Here is a 19,004-nt window from a genome sequence, read left to right as displayed (position 1 = left end):
GCTGCACGGGATACCCCTGTGCACGACCAGGAGACATGACCCATGACCGCTTACGTTATCGCAGACATCAAGGTGAGGGACCCAAAGTGGATGCCGGCCTATGCCGCGTCGGTGCACGACCTCGTCCACAAGCACGGCGGCAGATATCTGTCGCGCAGCGGCAATGTGAAGACGCTCGAAGGCAAGCCGCTCGACACCACGCTGATTGCCTTGATGGCGTTCCCGACCGAGGCCGCGGCGCGCGCCTTTACCGACGATCCTGCCTACGCACCCTTCGTTTCGGCCCGTCAGGGCGGCAGCGACAGCCGTTTCCAGCTGATCGACAATTCCGATCTGGCCGGAACCATCCCGTATTTGCCGAAGGGATGATCTCCCCCTGCATTCGTCGCATCGGGGCGGGGATCTCCCAGCAACAACAGCCACAGCGCCCACCTGCCGGACCTCCCTACTTCCGGCGGCCGGCCGGGCTGTGCTATTCAAGAAGAATGGAACGACTATGACAATCAACTTTCGCACCAAGTTCCTCGCTGCCGCGGCGCTGCTGTCGGCCTGCACTGCGTTGGCGCAGGCGCATCAGGCAGCGCCCACGTCCGGTCCCAATCCGCTGGCCGACAAGGTGCGCGCCGCCAACAGCCGCTTCGAGAATGTGGCGGCGGCGACCGCCGAGGGCTATGCGCCCATTCCTTGCGCCAGCGGCATCACCGGCGGCGCCATGGGCATCCACTACGTCAATCCCGGCTACCTCAAGGACGACGCGGTCGATGTCGCCAAGCCTGAAGCCGTCATGTACGAGCCGATGGCCGACGGCACGCTAAAACTGATCGCGGTCGAATACATCACCTCGAAAGGCCCGGCCTCGCTCGATGGACATCTGTTCAATTTCAACAGCGCGCCCAACCGCTATGGCCTCGGACCTTTCTACGAGCTGCATGTCTGGGCCTGGAAGGGCAACCCGACCGGCGCGTTCGCCGATATGAACCCGAACGTGTCGTGCGAACCGACTGCTGCCAGCCAGTAAGCAGCCGAGCCAGGCGGCGCCATCGCCGCCTGGCCGCTCTGAATTGCGGGACAGCCAGCAACGGGCGCAAAGACGGCTCAGATAGCGGAACTTTCGGGATGCCAGCGCGCTTTAGTGTCCCGAAGGAGAGACCGCATGAGCGCCACCAAAGAGTTCTTTGAAACCTGGCTGCAGGAGAATGTCGGCAATCTACCGGCCGAGAGCGAAGTGAGCGTCGCCGTCCTGGCGCAGCAATTCGAGCAGGATGCCGACGCTGCCGGCTATGGCCACGAGGTTCGCGAAGACGAACTCGGCAATATCCAGGAGGCGATCGAGGCAGCCCTGAAGAAGGCGAGGACAGGCGAAGAACCGCAACCCGCCGACGACAACGAGCTGGCGCCGGTCATGGAAGCGCTGGAGGTCGAGGATCCGAAGAGCGGGCCGTAAGCCAATGCCGAACGGCTACGCCGCCAGCGCCGTTTCCGCCAGCTTCACCCAATAGCTCATGCCGTGCGGGATGACCTCGTCGTTGAAGTCATAGGCCGGGTTGTGCAGGCCGGCGGTATCGCCATTGCCGATGAAGATGAAGGCGCCCGGCCGGGCTTCCAGCATGTAGGAGAAATCCTCGCCGCCCATCACCGGCTGGATGGCGCGGTGAACATGACTGTCGCCGGCGACGTCGGCCGCGATGTCGCTGGCAAAGACCGTCTCTTCGGGATGGTTGAAGGTGACGGGGTAGTTGGCGTTGTAATCGACCTCGATTGTCGCGCCGAAGGCAGCGCCCAGGCCTTGGCAAAGCGCGCGGATGCGTTCTTCGGCCTTCTTGGCGATCTCCTTCTTCAGCGTGCGTACCGTGCCGGCGATCTCGGCGCTCTCGGGAATGACGTTGTAGGCGTCGCCGGCATGGAATTTCGTCACCGAGACGACCACCGCCTCGACCGGATCGGTGCTGCGCGAGGCGATCGTCTGCAATGCGCCGACGAGCTGGCTGGTGATGACGATCGGATCGATGGTGCCGTGCGGCATCGCCGCGTGACCGCCCCGGCCCTTGACCGTGATGGTGAATTCGGCGGTCGCCGCCATGATCGGGCCCGGCCTGATGGCGAACTGGCCGACCGGCAGGCCCGGCATGTTGTGCATGCCGAACACCTTGGAGATGCCGAAGCGCTCCATCATGCCGTCCTTGACCATCTCGTTGCCGCCGCCGCCGCCCTCTTCGGCCGGCTGGAAGATGACCGCGACCGAGCCGGCGAAATTGCGCGTTTCGGCGAGGTATTTGGCGGCGCCCAACAGCATCGCGGTGTGGCCGTCATGGCCGCAGGCGTGCATCTTGCCGGGGACCGTCGAGGCATAGGATTTGCCGGTGATCTCGTTGAGCGGCAGGGCATCCATGTCGGCGCGCAGGCCGATGGTCGAGCCTTCGCCGTGACGGCCGCGGATGATGCCGACGACGCCGGTCTTGCCCAAACCCGTCACGATGTCGTCGCAGCCGAACGCCTTCAGCTTCTCGGTGACAAAGGCGGCGGTCTTGAAGACGTCGAAATTCAGCTCCGGCGTCTGGTGCAAATAGCGGCGCCAGCCGGCCACCTCGTCCTGCATTTCGGCGGCTCGGTTCAGGATCGGCATGATGGTTCCATTTCGCTGTTGGAGCAGGCGGTCTTGGCCTGCTGCTTTGCAATTGTGCCTGCTGCCTTGCAATCATGCACGCTGCTTTGCATTGTGCTGCTGCTTCCACATTGTGATCGGCAGCACTTTGCCATGTTGACGTCACATAGAGTAAATAGCACCGCGACTGTGGTCCGGGAACAGAGAGCCGGACCATTATCCTGGCGATCGTGTAACGAAATCTTACGGAGCCAGGTGCGACTGCGGCAAGAGGCTATTTCGGTTTTCATGATGCGCTACAGGCATTTCCTCAAACTGTTGGTGGCGGGCGCGGTGGTGCTTCCGGCGCTGGCCGGGCCTGCCTTGGCCAATCCGACCATCCTGTTCGACCTGAACAGCGGCAAGATCCTGCAGCACCAGGAGGCGTTCAGGCGCTGGTACCCGGCATCGCTGACCAAGCTGATGACCGCCTATGTGGCGTTTCGGGCGATTGCCGCGGGCGAGGTCCAGCTCGATTCGCCGATCAAGGTAACGAAACATTCGGCGGGCGAGCCGCCGAGCAAGATGGGCTTCAAGCCGGGCTCGGTGATGCGGCTCGACAACGCGCTGAAGATGATGCTGGTCAAATCGGCCAACGATATCGCCATGGCGGTCGGCGAGAATATCGGCGGTTCGCAGGCCGCCTTTGCCGAACGCATGAACGCCGAAGCGCAACGGCTCGGCATGAGCGGGTCGCACTTCGTCAATCCGAACGGGCTCTATTCGCCGGACCAATATACGACAGCACGCGATCTCGCTTTGCTGGTGATGGCGATCCGTAAGGAATTTCCGCAATATGCCCCCTGGTTCTCGATCGAAGGCCTTGCCGTCGGCAAGAAGGCGATCTCCAACTACAACCTCCTGATCGGCCGCTATCCGGGCGCCGACGGCATGAAGACGGGTTTCGTCTGCTCGTCCGGCTTCAACATGATCGGCTCGGCGACCCGCAACGGCCGCACCCTGGTCGCCGTGGTGCTCGGCGAACGGTCAGCCATTACCCGCGCCGAAACGGCGGCAAAACTGCTCGACCAGGGCTTTGCAACGCCGGCGCCGAGCTGGCTGACGGTCGCGGCGCTGCCCGCCTATGGCGACACGATGTCGGCCAACGATATGAATGACGAAATCTGCAAGAAGAAGCCGGCCGAGGAGCAGTCGGAAGCAGCACCCGCCGTCGGCGACAAGGGCAAGGACGTGCCGAAGTCGCCCTATCAGGAAAAGCTCGACCATGTGCCGACGCTGATCGCTGTCGGCCTCGGGGGCGCCACGGGACCGACGCCGAAGGCGATGCTCGACGCCTCCGGGCAGGAATATGCCGACGTGCCGCTGCCGACATGGCGGCCGGACCGGGCGCCGCCGTCCGGCGCCGAGCCTGTTGTGGCCGGATCCGCCACCGCCGCGCAGGTCCAGCAGCCGGCCAAGGCGTTGAACTAGCCTGATGGCCGGCTTCCCGATCCCCGTTTCGGTGCTCACCGGCTTTCTTGGTGCGGGCAAGACGACGCTGCTCAACCGGCTGCTGCGGGATCCCGCGCTCGCCGACACCGCCGTCATCATCAACGAGTTCGGCGAGGTGGCGATCGACCATCTCCTGGTCGAGCAGGCCTCCGACGGCATCATCCAGCTCTCCGATGGCTGCCTCTGCTGTACGGTGCGCGGCGAGCTGGTCGATACGCTGGCCGATCTCGTCGACCGGCTGCAGACCGGCCGCATCGACCGGCTTGCCCGCGTCGTCGTCGAGACCACCGGGCTCGCCGATCCCGCCCCCGTGCTGCAGTCGATCATGGCGCATCCGGCCCTGGTCCAGGCCTTCCGGCTCGACGGCGTCATCACCCTGGTCGACGCCGTCAACGGCAATGCGGCGCTCGATGCCCATGTCGAGGCGGTGAAGCAGGTGGCGGTCGCCGACCGTATCGTGCTCAGCAAGGCCGACCTGGCCACGGATGCAGGCGATGTCGAGGCGTTGCGGGCGCGGCTCAGGCAGCTCAACCCGGGCGCCGTGGTGCTCGACGCGAGTCAGGCAAGCGCCGCGACTCTGTTCGATTGCGGCCTCTACAATCCGGCCACCAAATCGGTCGATGTGCAGCGTTGGCTGGGCGAAGAAGCCGGCGACGACCATGACCATAGCCGGCATGACCACAGCGGGCATGATGACGACGGGCATCATGACGACGGGCATGACGGTGGCGATCACCATCACCATGGTCATGGTCATGGCCATAGGCACGATTCCCGCGTGCGTTCGCATTCGTTGGTTCACGACGGGCCGGTGCCGTTTTCGGCAATCGAGATGTTCCTCGATCTGCTGCGCTCGGCGCATGGCGAGCGCCTGTTGCGGATGAAGGGCGTCATCGAGCTTGCAGAAGACCCGTCGCGGCCGCTGGTTATCCATGGCGTGCAGAAGATCCTGCATCCGCCGGTGCAACTGCCGGCCTGGCCGGACAGCCAGCGCGGCACCAGGCTGGTGCTGATCACGCTCGACATGCCGGAAGACTATGTCCGCCGGCTGTTCGCCGCCTTCACCAACCAGCCGTCGATCGACACGCCGGACCGGGCGGCACTGGAGAGCAATCCGCTGGCCATCGCCGGGCGGTGAAGCGGCTGATCTCCCCCTCGAGGGGGAGATCACGCGCTCAGCCGCGCTCGACCAGGAAGCGGTGGCCGCCTGCCATCGCCGTTGTCTCGACCAGCCGATGGCCGCTCTCGGCGCAGAAGGCGGGAATGTCGATGACGGCGAGCGGGTCGGTGGTTTCGAGCCATAAGCGGCTGCCCGGCTGCATTGCAGCCAGGCGCTTTTTTGCCTTGAGCACGGGCAACGGACAGTTCAAGCCTTTGAGGTCGTAGACGGCGGCGGGGCTGGTTGAGGGCCTGTCTTCTTGGCCCCCATCTTCCTGTTCAAGCATGAAGTTCAGCCGCCAAACATGCCGAGCAGCTTCTTCTTCAGCCGTGTCGCCGTGCTTTCGGCGTCCGCAGCCTGCGTTTCCGCGACCGGAACGGCCTCCACGGATGGCGCGACGGTTGCGGTCGCGACAGGCGCTTCGGCCGCCGCCTTGGCAGCATCCTTTTCGGCCAATGCCTGCGCCTTGGCGGCTTCCTTCTCGGCCAGGGCTTGCGCCTTGGCTGCCGCTTTCGCTGCCTTCGCCGCTTCTATCGCGGCAAGCCGCTGTTCCTCGGCCTTCTGCTTGGCAGCCTTTTCGGCGTCGAGCGCCGCCATCTTGCGGCCCGCCGGCGAATCGACGCGGCCCATGCGCGCTGTTTCGGTCACCGTGCCGTCCGGGTTGAGCGAGGGCGGCTCGATCGGCACGCGTTCGCCGCGCGCACGCCGTTTCGACCAGTCGGAAACGATGCTGGCTTCCTTGATCCCGGCGATGGTCGGCTTGGGCGCCGGCACGCTGGCCTTTATGGCGCCGTTGAAGGCCGCCTCATAGGTGCTCTGATAGGCGTTGATGGCGCTTTTCAGCGAATCGGGCTGGGTGGTCGGCGGGCAGGGGCCGGTCGGATTGAAGGTCGAGCCGTCGGCCGCGACCTGGTTGAAGACGTAACGCTTCTCGCAGACGTCGACTTTCGGCGGCACCTTGGTGACCTCGAAATTGTCGTAGCCAACCTTCAGCATCTTCCAGAATTCGTAGTTCGGGTCGTTGCGATAGCGCGCCATATTGGCTGCAGTCATGCGGAACGGAAAAGCCTGGATCTGGAACTCGGTCTGGCCGCCCTGGAAGGCGTCGCGTCCGAAAGCGTAGATCTGCTCGATCTGCGCGTCGGTCATCGAATAGCAGCCAGACGACGAGCAGGCGCCGTGGACCATCAGGTTGGAACCGGTGCGGCCATTGGCGCGGTCATAGGCGTTCGGGTAGCCGATGTTGAAGGACAGGTGGTAATTCGACCGCGGGTTCATCTGTGCCGGGCGGACCGTGTAAAAGCCTTCCGGCGCCTGGCGGTCGCCTTCGGTGAATTTCGGGCCGAGCTTGCCCGACCATTTGCAGATGTCGTAGCTGGCGACTAGGTCGTAGCGGCCGTTGGTCTTGGCCTTCCAGATTTCGAGCTTGCCTTCTTCCTTGAAGATGCGGGCCATCACCGAGGAGGTGCGGACCATGCCCTTGGCTTTCATTTCGGCCAGGATCTTGTCCGGCAGCGGCTTGTTGGCTTGCGGCGCAAAATCCTTCATCGAAGCGTCATTGCAGCCGGCGACGCCGATCGCAGCGATTAGAACTCCGGTGCGGGCAAGCTTGGCAAACATGGATAGGGCTATCGTCTTCATTTCTGCGCCGCGGATGCCGCAGCTGCTAAACCGACCACTGACGGACTCTAAGCCCGTTAACCTTGAAAATTCCTTACCGCAAGCATGCGGCGCGTCCCCTTACGGCAAGCCCACTGAGCCGAATGCAGCGGCATTTTTGTGGCGAAACTGGTTCACGCCGCCACATTTCAGGCCGCGTGACTGGGTTGGTTACAGATTGCGGCCCATCGCCAGGTATTTCTCGCGGCGATGCTCGCGGAAGTCGGTGTTGGCGCCGGAGAATTCCTTCATCGTCCTGGCGATGAGGTCGCCGGTGGCGGCGATCACCGTTTCAGGGGCGCGATGGGCGCCGCCGAGCGGCTCGGCAATGATGGCGTCGATGATCTTCAGCTCCAGCAGGTCCTGCGCCGTGATTTTCATGTTGGTCGCGGCATCCCTGGATCGCGTGGTGTCGCGCCACAGGATCGAGGCGGCGCCTTCCGGCGAGATCACCGAATAGATGGCGTGTTCGAGCATGTAGACGCGGTTGGCGGTGGCAATCGCTATGGCGCCGCCCGAGCCGCCTTCGCCGATCACCACCGAGATCGACGGCACCTTCAGGCCAAGGCAGACCGAAGTCGAGCGGGCGATGGCTTCCGCCTGGCCGCGCTCTTCGGCGTTGACGCCGGGATAGGCGCCGGCCGTGTCGACCAGCGTCAGCAGCGGGATCCGGAAGCGGTCGGCGAGTTCCATCAGCCGCACCGCCTTGCGGTAGCCCTCCGGCCGCACCGAGCCGAAATTATGCTTCAGCCGGCTTGCCGTGTCGGAACCCTTCTCCTGGCCGATGATCGCCACCGGCTCGCCACGGAAGCGGGCGAAGCCGCCGACGATCGCCTGGTCCTCGCCGAAGTTGCGGTCGCCGGCGAGCGGCGTGAAATCGGTAAGCAGGCCCTTGATGTAGTCGATGCAGTGCGGCCTGTCCGGATGGCGCGCCACCTGCACCTTCTGCCACGGCGTCAGCGCCTTGTAGGCGTCGCGCAGCGCATCGCGCGAGCGCTTCTCGAGACGGGCGATCTCATCGCCGACATCGACCGCCTCGCCGTTCTCGGCAAGCTTCTTCAGCTCGAGGATCTTGCCTTCGAGATCCTGTACAGGCTTTTCGAAATCGAGGTAATTGTACATTATTGGGCGGACCGGCAAGTCGGAAGGCAATGACTGACGCAAGCCTGAAAATGCAGGCTGGGCGCGGTGGAACGTCGTTCTCACATAGCGACATGACGCCTACTCGGCAAGCGGATGATGATCGTTGACCAGACGCATCAGCCGCTCCTCCAGCACATGCGTGTAGATCTGCGTCGTTGAAATATCGGCGTGGCCAAGCAGCTGCTGCACGGCCCTGAGATCGGCGCCGTTCTGCAGCAGATGGCTGGCGAAAGCATGCCGCAGCACATGCGGCGATATCTTCGCCGCGGCAATGCCGGCCCGCGCGGCAAGCGCTTTCAGCTCGCGGGCAAAGACCTGTCTCGAGAGATAGCCGCTGTCGGCGGCGGCCGGAAACAGGAACGGGCTGTCGGCAAGAGCCGGCACCGCCGCCCGTGCGGCAAGCCAGGTCCGCATCGCCGTGCGCGCCTTGGCCGACAGCGGCACCATGCGCTCCTTGTTGCCCTTGCCGCGCACCATGAAGAAGCGGTCGTCGCGCTGCGCCACCGTCACAGGAAGGCCGACCAGCTCCGAAACGCGCAAGCCGGTGGCGTAGAGCACCTCGACCAGTGCGTGAAGGCGCAGCGCCGCGAGCGTGTCGCCGTTATGCATGGAGGGGTCCTTCGCCTCCTGCGCGGCGCGGTCGAGCAGCCGGCCGGTATCGGCTTCGCTCATCGTCTTCGGCAGCGCCCGGCCCTTCTTCGGGCTGTCCAGCGTGCCGGTCGGATCGTCGCCGCGCAGGCCCTCGGTATAGAGGAACTTGAAGAACTGCCGGATCGCCGACAATTTGCGCGCCTGCGAGGTGGCGGCAAAGCCGCGCGCCGCGATGTCGTCGAGATAGGCACGGATGTCGGCGCTGGTGGCACCGGCAAGTCCGCCGGCGATCCCGGCGGACGCGTCCTCGAGGTCGCGGCGATAGGACGAAAGCGTGTTTTCGGCGGCGCCGCGCTCGGCGCTCATCATTTCCAGGAAGGCTTCGATGCGGGCGGCGCTGTTCATTTTTTCGGATCGAGCTTTTCCGGAGGGATACGCACGCTCATTTCCGCCTTTCTCGGCTCGACGAACATGACCAAGGCGAACATCGCGCCATAGACAATGCCGGCCAGAATCGCGAGCGTCACGACAAAGCGAAACAGTGTTGGCATTAATTTTCGCCCGTCGTCTTATTCTGCATTTCCAACCCTGTGCCCTTATGAGACGCCAATCCGGGCAATTCAAGGGAGAAGCCATATCCGGTTCTGGGTGCGTCACGCTTGACGCAAACAGGCTTTTGATGTCGATACGCCGGCAAAGAGGCTCTAGAAGCATGAACGCGCTACCAGCAAATCCTCCGGGCGAGAGCTATGCCGCGCTGCTCGGCCGGCTGGGCGGCCGTTCCATCGTCTTTGTCGGGCTGATGGGCGCCGGCAAGACGGCCATCGGCCGCAAGGTGGCGGCGATGCTGGCGCTGCCCTTCATCGACAGCGATCAGGAGATCGAAACTGTTTCGCGCATGAGCGTCCCGGACCTGTTCGAGCGCTATGGCGAGGCGGAGTTCCGGGCACTGGAGCAGCGCGTCATCCTGCGTGTGCTGGAGCACGGGCCGCAGGTGCTGTCGACTGGCGGCGGCGCCTTCATGAACGCGCAGACGCGCGAGGCGATCGCCAGCCATGGCGTTTCGGTTTGGCTGAAGGCAGAAATCGATCTGTTGATGGAGCGCGTTTCCAAGAAGCAGAACCGGCCGCTGCTGAAAAGCGCCGATCCGCGCGCCGTGCTGGAACGGCTGATGGCGGAGCGCTACCCGATTTACGCCGCGGCCGACGTCATCGTGCCGACCCGCGACGACCGCAAGGAGATCATTGCCGCCGAAGTGGTGGACGCGCTGCGCGGCCATCTCGGCGTTGCCGATATTGACGAGGTGCGGTCGTGAGCGCTGATGCAATGGTCTCTGTCGAAGTCGGGCTTGGCGAGCGTGCCTACGACATTTTGATCGGCCCCGGCCTGCTGTCACGTGCCGGCGCCGAGATCTCGCGCCGTCTGCCGGGCACAAGGGCGGCGGTCGTCACCGACGAAAACGTCGCTAGCGCGCATCTCGCAACGCTTGCGGCCGGCCTGGCAAGCGGTGGCATCCAACATGCCGTCATCACGCTGCCGCCAGGCGAAAGGACCAAGAGCTTTGCGCATCTCGAAGAAGTGGTCGACGGCGTGCTGGCCGCCAAGCTGGAGCGCGGCGACGTCGTCATCGCGCTCGGCGGCGGCGTCATCGGCGACCTGGCCGGCTTTGCCGCCGGCATCGCGCGGCGCGGCACGAATTTCGTGCAGGTTCCGACCTCGCTGCTGGCGCAGGTCGATTCCTCCGTCGGCGGCAAGACCGGCATCAACAGCAAGCGCGGCAAGAACCTTGTCGGGGTGTTCCACCAGCCCAAGCTGGTGCTGGCCGATACCGAAGTGCTCGACACGCTGCCGATCCGCGAGTTTCGCGCCGGCTATGCCGAACTGGCCAAATACGGGCTGATCGACCGGCCGGAGTTCTTCGCCTGGCTGGAAGAAAACTGGCGCCAAGTGTTTGCCGGCGGGCCGGAGCGGGCTGCCGCCATCGCCGAGGCCTGTCGTGCCAAGGCCGACGTCGTTGCCCGCGACGAGTTCGAGACCGGCGACCGCGCCCTGCTCAATCTCGGCCACACCTTCGGCCATGCACTGGAGGCGGCGACCGGCTATGACGGCGCACGGCTCGTGCATGGCGAAGGCGTCGCCATCGGCATGGCGCTGGCGCACCGCTTTTCCTCAAGGCTCAATTTGGCGAGCCCCGACGATGCGGCGCGCGTCGAGGCGCATCTTCGCGCCGTCGGCCTGCCCTGGCGCATGGCCGACATTCCGGGCGAATTGCCCGACGCCGAGCAGCTGTTCTCCTTCATCACCCAGGACAAGAAGGTGTCGCGCGGCGCGCTGACCTTCATCCTGACGCGCGGCGTCGGACAGGCCTTCATCGCCAGGGATGTGCCGGCCTCGGAAGTACTGGCGTTCCTCAGGGAGAACCATCCGGGTCGGCACGAAAGCCGCCCGGGATGAGTCAGGCCGGCTGGATCGCGGCTGCAGTGCTCGCCGGCCTCGGCCTGCTGGGCTTCGTCCTGCGCCGGCACCTGCTCGCCGCCTTCGGCTATGAGCTGCAGCGCATCGAGCCGCAGCGCTCGGCGCGCGAGGAACTGCGCGGCGCCGTCGACGATTTCCGCCGCGACGGCCAGGTGGTGCGCGAGGACCGCGCCCGCATCGGCGGCCTGTTCGACCTCGAGGAGCTCGAAGTGTCGGACGTCATGGTCCACCGCACGAATATGCGCTCGGTCAATGCCGATGACCCGCCCGAAGCGGTGGTTCGCGAGATCCTGCAGAGCCCGCACACCCGCATGCCGTTGTGGAAGGGTTCGCTCGACAACATTGTCGGCGTGCTGCACGCGAAGGATCTGCTGCGCGCGCTGAACGAGGTCGGCAACGATTTCTCCCGGATCGACGTGATGAAGATCGCGTCTAAACCGTGGTTCGTGCCCGACACCACGACGCTGCAGGAGCAGCTCAACGCCTTCCTGCGCCGCAAGGCGCATTTCGCCATCGTCGTCGACGAATATGGCGAGGTCGAAGGGCTGGTGACGCTGGAGGACATCATCGAGGAGATCGTCGGCGAGATCGCCGACGAGCACGACATCGACATCCAGGGCGTCAAGCAGGAGGCCGACGGCTCCGTCGTCGTCGACGGCACGGTGCCGATCCGCGACCTTAACCGGGCGCTCGACTGGAACCTGCCGGACGAGGAAGCCACCACCATTGCCGGCCTTGTCATCCACGAGGCGCAGTCGATCCCGGACGAAAAGCAGGCCTTTACGTTTCACGGCAAGCGCTTCGTCGTCATGAAGCGCGACAAGAACCGAATCGCGCGGCTGAGGATCAAGCCGGTAATGCTTGGCGAATGACAGCGCGCATCTTGCGGCACCTGTGGGCGGTCAGGAGTCTATGACAATCGATCGGCGAAGCCTGCTTCTGGTGTCGATGGCGACGCTGTTGCCGGGGCAGGCGGTGGCATTGCGGCTGCGTTCGCCGTCGCCCGAAACCTTCGACTATGGGCCGGCCAAGCTCGACATCTATTCCCGCGACGGCGCAAGCGGCCTGCCGGTCGTCTTCTTCGTCCATGGCGGCGCCTGGCGGGTCGGCAGTCGCGGCAACGTCAATGCCAAGCCGCAATTCCTGCTCGACAATGGCTTCTGCTTCGTCTCGATCGACTACCGGATGCTGCCCGAGGCCGACGTCGCCACCCAGGCGGCGGATGTCGAACTGGCCTATCGCCACGTCCGCGCCAACATCGCCAGACATGGCGGCGATCCGGACCGGATCGTCGCGATGGGCCATTCGGCCGGCTGCCATCTCGTCGCATTGACCGGCCTGCGCCGCGGCCTGCCCGGGGTCGCGGCGCTGATCCTCGACGACACCAGGGCTTACGACCTGGAGGCATTGGCCAGGAGCGGCGGCATGGCAGGGGTCTATGCCCGCGCCTTTCCCGATCCCGCGCAGTGGCGCGCGCTGTCGCCTGTCACCTATGTGGAAGGCCGCAAGCACCCGCCGACCTTCATCGCCCATTCACGGGCGAAAGCCCGCGCGGCGGACGCGCAGGCCTTCGCCGGGCGTCTGCGCGCCACCGGAACCAGGGTCACGCTGTTCGACGGCAGCGCCTATTCGCACATGTCGATCAATCGCGACTTCGGCACCGAAGGCGATGCATTGACCACAGCGGTGATGGCTTTCCTGAGGGCGAGCCTCGGCTGAAATTTACCAGCGGGTCTTTTCACCGGGCGCCACCGGCTCGATCGCCAGGGCGTGGACGCCGGATTTCAACTCCTCGGCCAGCAGATCGTTGACTGCGCGGTGACGCGCGACGCGGCTCATGCCGGCAAAGGCTGGCGCGACGATGCGGACGCGGAAATGCGTCTCGCCGGCGCCGTCGAAGGCAGCGTGATGGCCGGAATCCACGTGATGATGACCGGCATGGAGATGGCTTTCGTTGATGACGTCCAGCCGTTCCGGCGAAAACGCCTTTTTCAGCTTATCTTCCATCGTTGCCTGTATGGACATCGTCGCTTCCCTTCACCACATCTATGTCATCGCACAAAATTCGCCATTCGCCGGTTTTATGCCGCGATTCAGCGGTTAGGGCGATCATCGCGAAAATGTCAATTCTTGTTTCGCATCCGCGAACGGCCCATAAATGGGTGAGATGAAGCCGTACCCAAAATATTTCGAGAAGATTCGCATCCGCCCGGAGAAGGACGCGGAGCTGAAGTCGCGTTCGCCGATCTGCCAATGGGATGGCTGCAAGGAGGCCGGTACCCACCGCGCCCCGGTCGGGCGGATGAAGGAAGGCGAGTATTTCCAGTTCTGCTTCGACCATGTGCGCGAGTACAACAAGGGCTTCAATTATTTCTCGGGCGTTCCCGACACCGAGATCGCGCGCTTCCAGAAGGAAGCCATGACCGGCCACCGGCCGACCTGGAAAATGGGCGTCAACGGCGCCTCGACACGCTCCTCGCCCGACTTCGCCCAGGCGCGTTCCGGCCGTGCCGGCTACTACAATCGCATGCGCGATCCCTTCGACCTGTTCAAAGGCCCGAAGGACCCGCGCGAAGCACGCGAGCGCAAGGCCAAGCCGCTTGAGGCCAAGGCACTGGAAACGCTTGGCCTTGATACAAAGGCAAGTGGCAAGGATATCAAGGCGCGCTATAAGGAACTTGTGAAACGCCACCATCCGGATGCGAATGGCGGCGACAGAGGTTCGGAAGACCGGTTCCGCGATGTGCTCCAGGCGTATCGCGTGCTCAAGCAGGCAGGTTTGTGCTGAGCGACCTTACGGTTCGTGTCGCTTTCCAACTTTCATAGGGTTGGAAAAGGCTCTAAGACCGCCCCCGAACAAAATCGATTACCAGCGAAACGCGGCGTTTCGCTTGTGGAGACGTGATAGAGATGAACAAGGTCGATCGCGACATCGCCAACCTGCCCGACACTACGGTGTCGGTGAAGGAGACATTCGGCTTCGACTCCAAGATGGTGGTGCCGGCCTATTCGGTGACGAGCGAGCATGTGCCCGACATCGATCCGGACTACCTGTTCGACAAGAACACGACGATGGCGATCCTCGCCGGCTTTGCCTACAACCGTCGGGTCATGGTGTCGGGCTATCACGGGACCGGCAAGTCGACGCATATCGAGCAGGTCGCCGCCCGCCTCAACTGGCCTTGCGTGCGTGTCAACCTCGACAGCCATGTCAGCCGTATCGATCTCGTCGGCAAGGATGCCATCGTCGTCAAGGAAGGGCTGCAGATCACCGAATTCCGCGACGGCATCCTGCCCTGGGCCTATCAGCACAATGTCGCGCTGTGCTTCGACGAGTACGATGCCGGCCGCCCGGACGTGATGTTCGTCATCCAGCGCGTGCTGGAATCGTCGGGCCGGCTGACGCTGCTCGACCAGAGCCGGGTTATCCGCCCGCATCCGGCCTTCCGGCTGTTTTCGACCGCGAATACGGTCGGGCTCGGCGACACCACAGGCCTCTACCACGGCACCCAGCAGATCAACCAGGCGCAGATGGACCGCTGGTCGATCGTCACTACGCTGAACTATTTGCCGCACGACAATGAAGTGAACATCGTGCTGGCCAAGGCCAAGCATTATCGCGACGGCAAGGGCAAGGAGATCGTCAACAAGATGGTTCGTGTCGCCGACATGACGCGCTCGGCCTTCATCAACGGCGATTTGTCGACGGTTATGAGCCCGCGCACGGTTATCACCTGGGCCGAGAATGCCGAAATCTTCGGCAATATCGGCATGGCGTTCCGGCTGACCTTCCTCAACAAATGCGACGAGCTCGAACGCTCGCTGGTCGCCGAGTTCTACCAGCGCGCCTTCGGCGAAGATTTGCCGGAATCGGCGGCGAATGTGGTGCTGGGCTAAGCAGAGTCTCGATGGCGGGTCCGGGCGACAACACACGAAACAAATCCAAGACCGGCGCTGAGGCCGACAGCTTCAAGCGCGCGGTTACCGTCTGCATGCGCGCCATCGCCGGCGACAAGGATCTCGAGGTCGGTTTCGCCAAGGACCGGCCGGCGCTGGCCGGCAGTCGCGCCCGGCTGCCCGAACTGCCGAAGAAGGCATCGAAGGCGGATATCGCCATTACCCGCGGGCTCGGCGATTCCATGGCGCTGAAGCGCGCCTGCCATGATACGCGCATCCACACCAGGCTGGCGCCGGAAGGCAAACAGGCCCGCGCCATCTACGACGCGGTCGAGCAGGCCCGGGTGGAGGCGATCGGCAGCCGCGCCATGCAGGGCGTTGCCGACAATATCGGCTCGATGCTCGAGGACAAATACGCCAGGGCCAACCTCGCCGACGTCAAGGACAAGGCCGACGCGCCGATCGAGGAGGCGCTGGCGCTGATGGTGCGCGAAAAGCTGACCGGCCGCACTGTGCCGAAGAGCGGCGAACGGCTGGTCGATCTCTGGCGCCCTTGGGTCGAGGAAAAAGCCAGTGCCGATCTCGACGGGCTATCGGCAAAGCTCGACGACCAGCAGGCGTTCGCCCGCGTCGTGCGCGAGATGCTCGCCTCCATGGAAATGGCGGAGGAGCTTGGCGACGACCAGGAGACGGAAGACTCCGAGGACAACGACGAAAACCAGCCGCAAGGCGAGGAGCAGAGCGAGGAGGGCGGCGAAGACGATTCCGGCTCCGAGCAGTCGCAGTCAGAGGATACCGAAGCATCGTCCGACGACGAGCAATCGGCCGAGACCGAAGCCTCCGACGCCACCGCCGAGGATCTCTCCGACGACGACGATGCCGATGCAGAGACGCCCGGCGAGGCGCGCCGCAACGACAATCCCTTCACCAATCTGCCGAAAGAGATCGACTACAAGGTCTTCACCACCGCCTTCGACGAGACCGTAGGTGCGGAGGAACTGTGTGAGGAGGAGGAGCTCGACCGGCTGCGCGCCTTCCTCGACAAGCAGCTCGCCAACCTTTCGGGCGTCGTCGGGCGGCTGGCCAACCGGCTGCAGCGCCGCCTGATGGCGCAGCAGAACCGCTCCTGGGATTTCGACCTCGAAGAAGGCTATCTCGATCCGGCACGGCTGGTGCGCGTCGTCATCGACCCGATGCAGCCTCTGTCCTTCAAGCAGGAGCGCGATACCAAATTCCGCGACACGGTGGTGTCGCTGGTGCTCGACAATTCGGGTTCGATGCGCGGCCGGCCGATCACGGTCGCCGCGACCTGCGCCGACATCCTGGCGCGCACGCTGGAACGCTGCGGCGTCTCGGTCGAAATCCTCGGCTTCACCACCCGCGCCTGGAAGGGCGGGCAGGCGCGCGAGAAATGGCTGAAGGAAGGCAAACCGCCGAACCCCGGCCGGCTCAACGATCTGCGCCACATCATCTACAAATCCGCCGACCACCCGTGGCGGCGGGCGCGCCCCAATCTCGGGCTGATGATGCGCGAGGGCCTGCTCAAGGAAAACATCGACGGCGAGGCGCTGCTGTGGGCGCACAACCGGCTGATCGCGCGGCCGGAGCAGCGCAAGATCCTGATGATGATCTCGGACGGGGCGCCGGTCGACGATTCGACGCTGTCGGTCAATCCGGGCAATTATCTCGAGCGGCATCTGCGCGCCATCATCGAGCTCATCGAGACGCGCTCGCCTGTCGAGCTTTTGGCCATCGGCATCGGCCACGACGTCACCCGCTACTATCGCCGCGCCGTCACCATCGTCGATGCCGAAGAACTGGCCGGCGCCATGACCGAGCAGCTGGCCTCGCTGTTCGCCGAGGAAACCGTGCGGGACACGCGGCGCGGCGGCATGCGGCGCGCCGGATGATTTTTTCCCGCGGCGGCTTTTGGCAGAAGCTTTTGGCCGCCAGTGCGTTGTTAGGCATCAGTTTGGCGCCGGCTATCGCTGCCGGCCTGGCCTCGGTCGAGCCGGCCGAAATCTCGGCACGGCCGATCAGCGAATTCCATATCGGCCGGCCGGACAAACAGTTCGGGCCGCTCGAATTCGTCGGCGGGCTCGAAATGACCTCGTCGACGCGCGATTTCGGCGCGCTGTCGGCGCTTCGGTTCCTCAAGCCCGGCAGCGATTTCATCGGCGTTGCCGACACCGGCTTCTGGTTCTTCGGCACCCTCGTCCACGATGCCGAGAAGCGGCCTTCCGGCATCCAGAATTTTCGCATGCAGCAGATGGTCGATGCGGCCGGCCAGCCGATCGACGAGAAATGGGCGGTCGATGCCGAAGGCCTCGCGGTCAAGGACGGTATTGCCACGGTCGGTTTCGAGGGCGATCACCGTATCGCAGAGTTCAAGATCGATCCGGACGGCATGAAGGTGCCGTTCAGGCAATTGGACTTCCTGATCCCAGCCTGGGAACTTCGCCGCAATCGCGGCTTTGAGACCGTCACCCGCGCCAGTCCCAACGGGCAGCACGCGGGCGGACTGGTCGTGGTGTCGGAAAAGAGCCTCGACAAGGCCGGCAACATCTTTGCCGCGATCATCGAAGGGCCGCACAAGGGCGTCTTCACCGTCAAGCGCAATGGCGATTTCGACATCACCGACGGCGCCTTCCTGCCGGACGGCGACCTGTTGCTTCTGGAGCGCAGTTTTTCGATGGCCGGCGGCGTCAAGATGCGGCTGCGGCGCATCTATGGCGAAGGCGTCGAGAAGGGCGCCGTCGCCGACGGGCCGGTGCTGCTCGAAGCCGACATGGGCTACCAGATCGACAACATGGAAGCGCTCGACGTCTGGACCCGCGACGATGGCGCGCTGATCGTGTCGCTGATGTCCGATGACAACCACTCGATCCTGCAGCGCAATCTTTACCTGGAATTTGTGCTGCACGAGGATTGACGCGCGACCGGCCTGCTGGCTGACAGCATCGCTGGCGTTTCCGCGCCGTTTTGCAGCGCAGGCAATTTCCCTTGCAATTTCGCCTGGCGATTTTCTCTGGCAATGACCCGCGTCGCGGGTTTTCCAGCCGGCTCTCACCATTTGCAAAAATACTTTAGTCGTGACTTGACAGTTGGTGTCATCGGCGAAATACTCAAGTCCATGCTTAAGTATTCCGAGATCGACAGCATCCTGCGGGCTCTTGCCGAGCCGACGCGCCGGGCAATCCTGGAAAGGCTGAGCCGCGGGCCGGCCACCGTCAGCCAGTTGGCGGAGCCGTTCGGCATGACCTTCGCCGCCGTGCTCCAGCACCTCCAGGCGCTGGAAGCGTGCGGGCTGATCCGCAGCGAGAAGGTCGGACGCGTGCGCACCTGCCGGATCGAGCCCGGCGGGCTAGCCCCGCTCGCCGACTGGATCGCCGCGCGCCGTACGCCCGCCGAACGCCAGCTCGACCGTCTCGGCCAGATCCTGGCGGAGACTGACCAACCGAAAGCAACACTCCACGAGCAGGAAAAGGACGACAAGAAATGAACCAGATTGCCCCGGTTAACGACGAGCACTCCGTCATCCATTCGACCTTCACGATCGAGCGGACCTATCCGCAATCGCCCGAGAGCGTCTTCTTCGCCTTTGCCGACAAGGCGACGGTGCGGCGCTGGCGCGTCGAAGGCGACGGGTTCACCATCGCCGAATTCACCTTCGATTTCCGTGTCGGCGGTGGCGAGGTTTCGCGGTTCAGCTACCAGGGCGGCCCGGAGATCAGGCTCGATGCGCAGTTCCAGGACATCGTCCCTGACCGGCGCATCGTATTTTCATACCGGATGGCGGTCGGGGCGCAGCCGCTGTCGGCGTCGCTCACCACGGTCGAGCTTGCACCTTCCGGCGAGGGCACCCGCCTGACCTATACCGAACAGGGTGCGTTCTTCGATGGCGTCGATTCAGCGCAAGGGCGCGAGGAGGGCACACGCGGGCTGCTGCAGGCGCTCGCCGCCGAGCTTCAGAAGGCGAAGTAGAGG

The 19,004-nt window shown here is 64.3% G+C and carries 22 protein-coding genes; 15 read left to right on the top strand and 7 right to left on the bottom strand.

Translation table 11 applies throughout. From position 1 onward, the window contains the following. Window positions 1-42 precede the first annotated feature (42 nt). The 3 genes from NKH50_RS20155 to NKH50_RS20145 all read left to right on the top strand — a co-directional run bounded on the left by NKH50_RS20155 (window position 43) and on the right by NKH50_RS20145 (window position 1,444). Complete coding sequence (locus NKH50_RS20155) at window positions 43-369, top strand: DUF1330 domain-containing protein (protein WP_023677873.1); 327 nt, start codon at window positions 43-45, stop codon at window positions 367-369. Between the two features lie 127 nt (window positions 370-496). After that, a complete protein-coding gene (locus NKH50_RS20150) occupies window positions 497-1,018 on the top strand; it encodes a hypothetical protein (RefSeq protein WP_352880665.1) in 522 nt (173 codons plus the stop codon). A gap of 135 nt (window positions 1,019-1,153) precedes the next feature. Then, complete coding sequence (locus NKH50_RS20145) at window positions 1,154-1,444, top strand: hypothetical protein (RefSeq protein WP_352468681.1); 291 nt, start codon at window positions 1,154-1,156, stop codon at window positions 1,442-1,444. A gap of 15 nt (window positions 1,445-1,459) precedes the next feature. On the opposite strand, the gene NKH50_RS20140 is transcribed toward NKH50_RS20145, so the two are convergent. Next, a complete protein-coding gene (locus NKH50_RS20140) occupies window positions 1,460-2,623 on the bottom strand; it encodes a M20 aminoacylase family protein (protein WP_352880662.1) in 1,164 nt (387 codons plus the stop codon). Window positions 2,624-2,893: 270 nt separating this feature from the next. Here NKH50_RS20140 and NKH50_RS20135 point away from each other — a divergent pair, with 270 nt between their 5' ends. Together NKH50_RS20135 and NKH50_RS20130 are read left to right on the top strand one after the other, a co-directional pair. Continuing rightward, entirely contained in the window at window positions 2,894-4,072 is a 1,179-nt protein-coding gene (locus NKH50_RS20135) for a D-alanyl-D-alanine carboxypeptidase family protein (RefSeq protein ID WP_352880773.1), read from the top strand. Between the two features lie 4 nt (window positions 4,073-4,076). Next, a complete protein-coding gene (locus tag NKH50_RS20130) occupies window positions 4,077-5,231 on the top strand; it encodes a CobW family GTP-binding protein (protein ID WP_352880660.1) in 1,155 nt (384 codons plus the stop codon). 37 nt (window positions 5,232-5,268) lie between these two features. Here the strand turns inward: NKH50_RS20130 and NKH50_RS20125 are convergent, their stop codons facing one another. From NKH50_RS20125 to NKH50_RS20105, 5 genes are all read right to left on the bottom strand, one after another. Then, window positions 5,269-5,538 carry a sulfurtransferase TusA family protein gene (locus NKH50_RS20125; protein ID WP_352737949.1) on the bottom strand — a complete coding sequence of 90 codons (270 nt, stop codon included), beginning with the start codon at window positions 5,536-5,538 and terminating at the stop codon, window positions 5,269-5,271. 5 nt (window positions 5,539-5,543) lie between these two features. After that, on the bottom strand, window positions 5,544-6,872 hold the full coding sequence (locus NKH50_RS20120; protein ID WP_352880771.1) for a L,D-transpeptidase family protein: 1,329 nt from the start codon (window positions 6,870-6,872) through the stop codon (window positions 5,544-5,546). A gap of 210 nt (window positions 6,873-7,082) precedes the next feature. Continuing rightward, complete coding sequence (locus NKH50_RS20115) at window positions 7,083-8,033, bottom strand: acetyl-CoA carboxylase carboxyltransferase subunit alpha (RefSeq protein ID WP_352880658.1); 951 nt, start codon at window positions 8,031-8,033, stop codon at window positions 7,083-7,085. A gap of 99 nt (window positions 8,034-8,132) precedes the next feature. Next, window positions 8,133-9,050: a site-specific tyrosine recombinase XerD gene (locus NKH50_RS20110; protein ID WP_352880656.1), complete on the bottom strand. Its 918-nt coding sequence runs from the start codon at window positions 9,048-9,050 to the stop codon at window positions 8,133-8,135. Then, entirely contained in the window at window positions 9,047-9,196 is a 150-nt protein-coding gene (locus NKH50_RS20105; RefSeq protein WP_352880654.1) for a histidine kinase, read from the bottom strand. The genes NKH50_RS20110 and NKH50_RS20105 overlap by 4 nt, the downstream gene beginning before the upstream one ends. A gap of 161 nt (window positions 9,197-9,357) precedes the next feature. Here NKH50_RS20105 and NKH50_RS20100 point away from each other — a divergent pair, with 161 nt between their 5' ends. From NKH50_RS20100 to NKH50_RS20085, 4 genes are read left to right on the top strand one after another with little or no spacing between them, the layout of a single operon-like run. After that, window positions 9,358-9,960, top strand: coding sequence for a shikimate kinase (locus NKH50_RS20100; protein ID WP_352880652.1), 603 nt, complete (start codon window positions 9,358-9,360; stop codon window positions 9,958-9,960). After that, window positions 9,957-11,099 carry a 3-dehydroquinate synthase gene (aroB, locus tag NKH50_RS20095; protein ID WP_352880650.1) on the top strand — a complete coding sequence of 381 codons (1,143 nt, stop codon included), beginning with the start codon at window positions 9,957-9,959 and terminating at the stop codon, window positions 11,097-11,099. Before NKH50_RS20100 ends, aroB begins: the two co-directional genes overlap by 4 nt. After that, window positions 11,096-11,992: an HlyC/CorC family transporter gene (locus tag NKH50_RS20090; protein ID WP_352880648.1), complete on the top strand. Its 897-nt coding sequence runs from the start codon at window positions 11,096-11,098 to the stop codon at window positions 11,990-11,992. The genes aroB and NKH50_RS20090 overlap by 4 nt, the downstream gene beginning before the upstream one ends. Before the next feature lie 40 nt (window positions 11,993-12,032). After that, window positions 12,033-12,839 carry an alpha/beta hydrolase gene (locus NKH50_RS20085; RefSeq protein ID WP_352880646.1) on the top strand — a complete coding sequence of 269 codons (807 nt, stop codon included), beginning with the start codon at window positions 12,033-12,035 and terminating at the stop codon, window positions 12,837-12,839. Between the two features lie 3 nt (window positions 12,840-12,842). Here NKH50_RS20085 and NKH50_RS20080 read toward each other — a convergent pair whose 3' ends face one another. Next, window positions 12,843-13,145, bottom strand: a complete 303-nt coding sequence (locus NKH50_RS20080; RefSeq protein ID WP_352880644.1) for a BolA family protein — start codon at window positions 13,143-13,145, stop codon at window positions 12,843-12,845. A 133-nt stretch (window positions 13,146-13,278) separates the two neighbouring features. On the opposite strand from NKH50_RS20080, the gene NKH50_RS20075 reads away from it, so the two are divergent. The 6 genes from NKH50_RS20075 to NKH50_RS20050 all read left to right on the top strand — a co-directional run bounded on the left by NKH50_RS20075 (window position 13,279) and on the right by NKH50_RS20050 (window position 19,001). Next, a complete protein-coding gene (locus NKH50_RS20075; RefSeq protein ID WP_254816626.1) occupies window positions 13,279-13,908 on the top strand; it encodes a J domain-containing protein in 630 nt (209 codons plus the stop codon). A gap of 122 nt (window positions 13,909-14,030) precedes the next feature. Beyond that, window positions 14,031-15,017, top strand: a complete 987-nt coding sequence (gene cobS, locus NKH50_RS20070) for a cobaltochelatase subunit CobS (RefSeq protein WP_352505069.1) — start codon at window positions 14,031-14,033, stop codon at window positions 15,015-15,017. A gap of 11 nt (window positions 15,018-15,028) precedes the next feature. Next, on the top strand, window positions 15,029-16,927 hold the full coding sequence (gene cobT / locus NKH50_RS20065) for a cobaltochelatase subunit CobT (protein ID WP_352880641.1): 1,899 nt from the start codon (window positions 15,029-15,031) through the stop codon (window positions 16,925-16,927). Next, the gene (locus tag NKH50_RS20060) at window positions 16,924-17,949 is read left to right on the top strand and encodes an esterase-like activity of phytase family protein (protein WP_352880639.1); all 1,026 of its coding nucleotides are present in this window, start codon (window positions 16,924-16,926) and stop codon (window positions 17,947-17,949) included. The genes cobT and NKH50_RS20060 overlap by 4 nt, the downstream gene beginning before the upstream one ends. A 201-nt stretch (window positions 17,950-18,150) precedes the next feature. Then, window positions 18,151-18,519, top strand: a complete 369-nt coding sequence (locus NKH50_RS20055) for an ArsR/SmtB family transcription factor (RefSeq protein ID WP_352687410.1) — start codon at window positions 18,151-18,153, stop codon at window positions 18,517-18,519. Next, window positions 18,516-19,001, top strand: coding sequence for an SRPBCC family protein (locus tag NKH50_RS20050; RefSeq protein WP_352687358.1), 486 nt, complete (start codon window positions 18,516-18,518; stop codon window positions 18,999-19,001). Before NKH50_RS20055 ends, NKH50_RS20050 begins: the two co-directional genes overlap by 4 nt. Window positions 19,002-19,004: the final 3 nt, after the last annotated feature.

Source organism: Mesorhizobium sp. M1027 (assembly GCF_040318745.1).
Lineage (GTDB): Bacteria > Pseudomonadota > Alphaproteobacteria > Rhizobiales > Rhizobiaceae > Mesorhizobium.
Note: the sequence above shows the minus strand (reverse complement) of the source record. Positions and strands in the feature narration are given on the sequence as shown.

Excerpts from the sequence above, each read along its gene's own strand:
- NKH50_RS20090 (WP_352880648.1), top strand. The coding sequence starts at position 11,096 with ATGAGTCAGGCCGGCTGGATCGCGGCTGCAGTGCTCGCCGGCCTCGGC.
- NKH50_RS20150 (WP_352880665.1), top strand. The coding sequence starts at position 497 with ATGACAATCAACTTTCGCACCAAGTTCCTCGCTGCCGCGGCGCTGCTG.
- NKH50_RS20135 (WP_352880773.1), top strand. The coding sequence starts at position 2,894 with ATGCGCTACAGGCATTTCCTCAAACTGTTGGTGGCGGGCGCGGTGGTG.
- cobS (WP_352505069.1), top strand. The coding sequence starts at position 14,031 with ATGAACAAGGTCGATCGCGACATCGCCAACCTGCCCGACACTACGGTG.
- NKH50_RS20050 (WP_352687358.1), top strand. The coding sequence starts at position 18,516 with ATGAACCAGATTGCCCCGGTTAACGACGAGCACTCCGTCATCCATTCG.
- NKH50_RS20140 (WP_352880662.1), bottom strand. The coding sequence starts at position 2,623 with ATGCCGATCCTGAACCGAGCCGCCGAAATGCAGGACGAGGTGGCCGGC.
- NKH50_RS20145 (WP_352468681.1), top strand. The coding sequence starts at position 1,154 with ATGAGCGCCACCAAAGAGTTCTTTGAAACCTGGCTGCAGGAGAATGTC.
- NKH50_RS20100 (WP_352880652.1), top strand. The coding sequence starts at position 9,358 with ATGAACGCGCTACCAGCAAATCCTCCGGGCGAGAGCTATGCCGCGCTG.
- NKH50_RS20060 (WP_352880639.1), top strand. The coding sequence starts at position 16,924 with ATGATTTTTTCCCGCGGCGGCTTTTGGCAGAAGCTTTTGGCCGCCAGT.
- cobT (WP_352880641.1), top strand. The coding sequence starts at position 15,029 with ATGGCGGGTCCGGGCGACAACACACGAAACAAATCCAAGACCGGCGCT.
- NKH50_RS20055 (WP_352687410.1), top strand. The coding sequence starts at position 18,151 with ATGCTTAAGTATTCCGAGATCGACAGCATCCTGCGGGCTCTTGCCGAG.
- NKH50_RS20105 (WP_352880654.1), bottom strand. The coding sequence starts at position 9,196 with ATGCCAACACTGTTTCGCTTTGTCGTGACGCTCGCGATTCTGGCCGGC.
- NKH50_RS20120 (WP_352880771.1), bottom strand. The coding sequence starts at position 6,872 with ATGTTTGCCAAGCTTGCCCGCACCGGAGTTCTAATCGCTGCGATCGGC.
- NKH50_RS20115 (WP_352880658.1), bottom strand. The coding sequence starts at position 8,033 with ATGTACAATTACCTCGATTTCGAAAAGCCTGTACAGGATCTCGAAGGC.
- NKH50_RS20110 (WP_352880656.1), bottom strand. The coding sequence starts at position 9,050 with ATGAACAGCGCCGCCCGCATCGAAGCCTTCCTGGAAATGATGAGCGCC.
- NKH50_RS20155 (WP_023677873.1), top strand. The coding sequence starts at position 43 with ATGACCGCTTACGTTATCGCAGACATCAAGGTGAGGGACCCAAAGTGG.
- NKH50_RS20080 (WP_352880644.1), bottom strand. The coding sequence starts at position 13,145 with ATGTCCATACAGGCAACGATGGAAGATAAGCTGAAAAAGGCGTTTTCG.
- NKH50_RS20130 (WP_352880660.1), top strand. The coding sequence starts at position 4,077 with ATGGCCGGCTTCCCGATCCCCGTTTCGGTGCTCACCGGCTTTCTTGGT.
- NKH50_RS20075 (WP_254816626.1), top strand. The coding sequence starts at position 13,279 with ATGGGTGAGATGAAGCCGTACCCAAAATATTTCGAGAAGATTCGCATC.
- NKH50_RS20085 (WP_352880646.1), top strand. The coding sequence starts at position 12,033 with ATGACAATCGATCGGCGAAGCCTGCTTCTGGTGTCGATGGCGACGCTG.
- NKH50_RS20125 (WP_352737949.1), bottom strand. The coding sequence starts at position 5,538 with ATGCTTGAACAGGAAGATGGGGGCCAAGAAGACAGGCCCTCAACCAGC.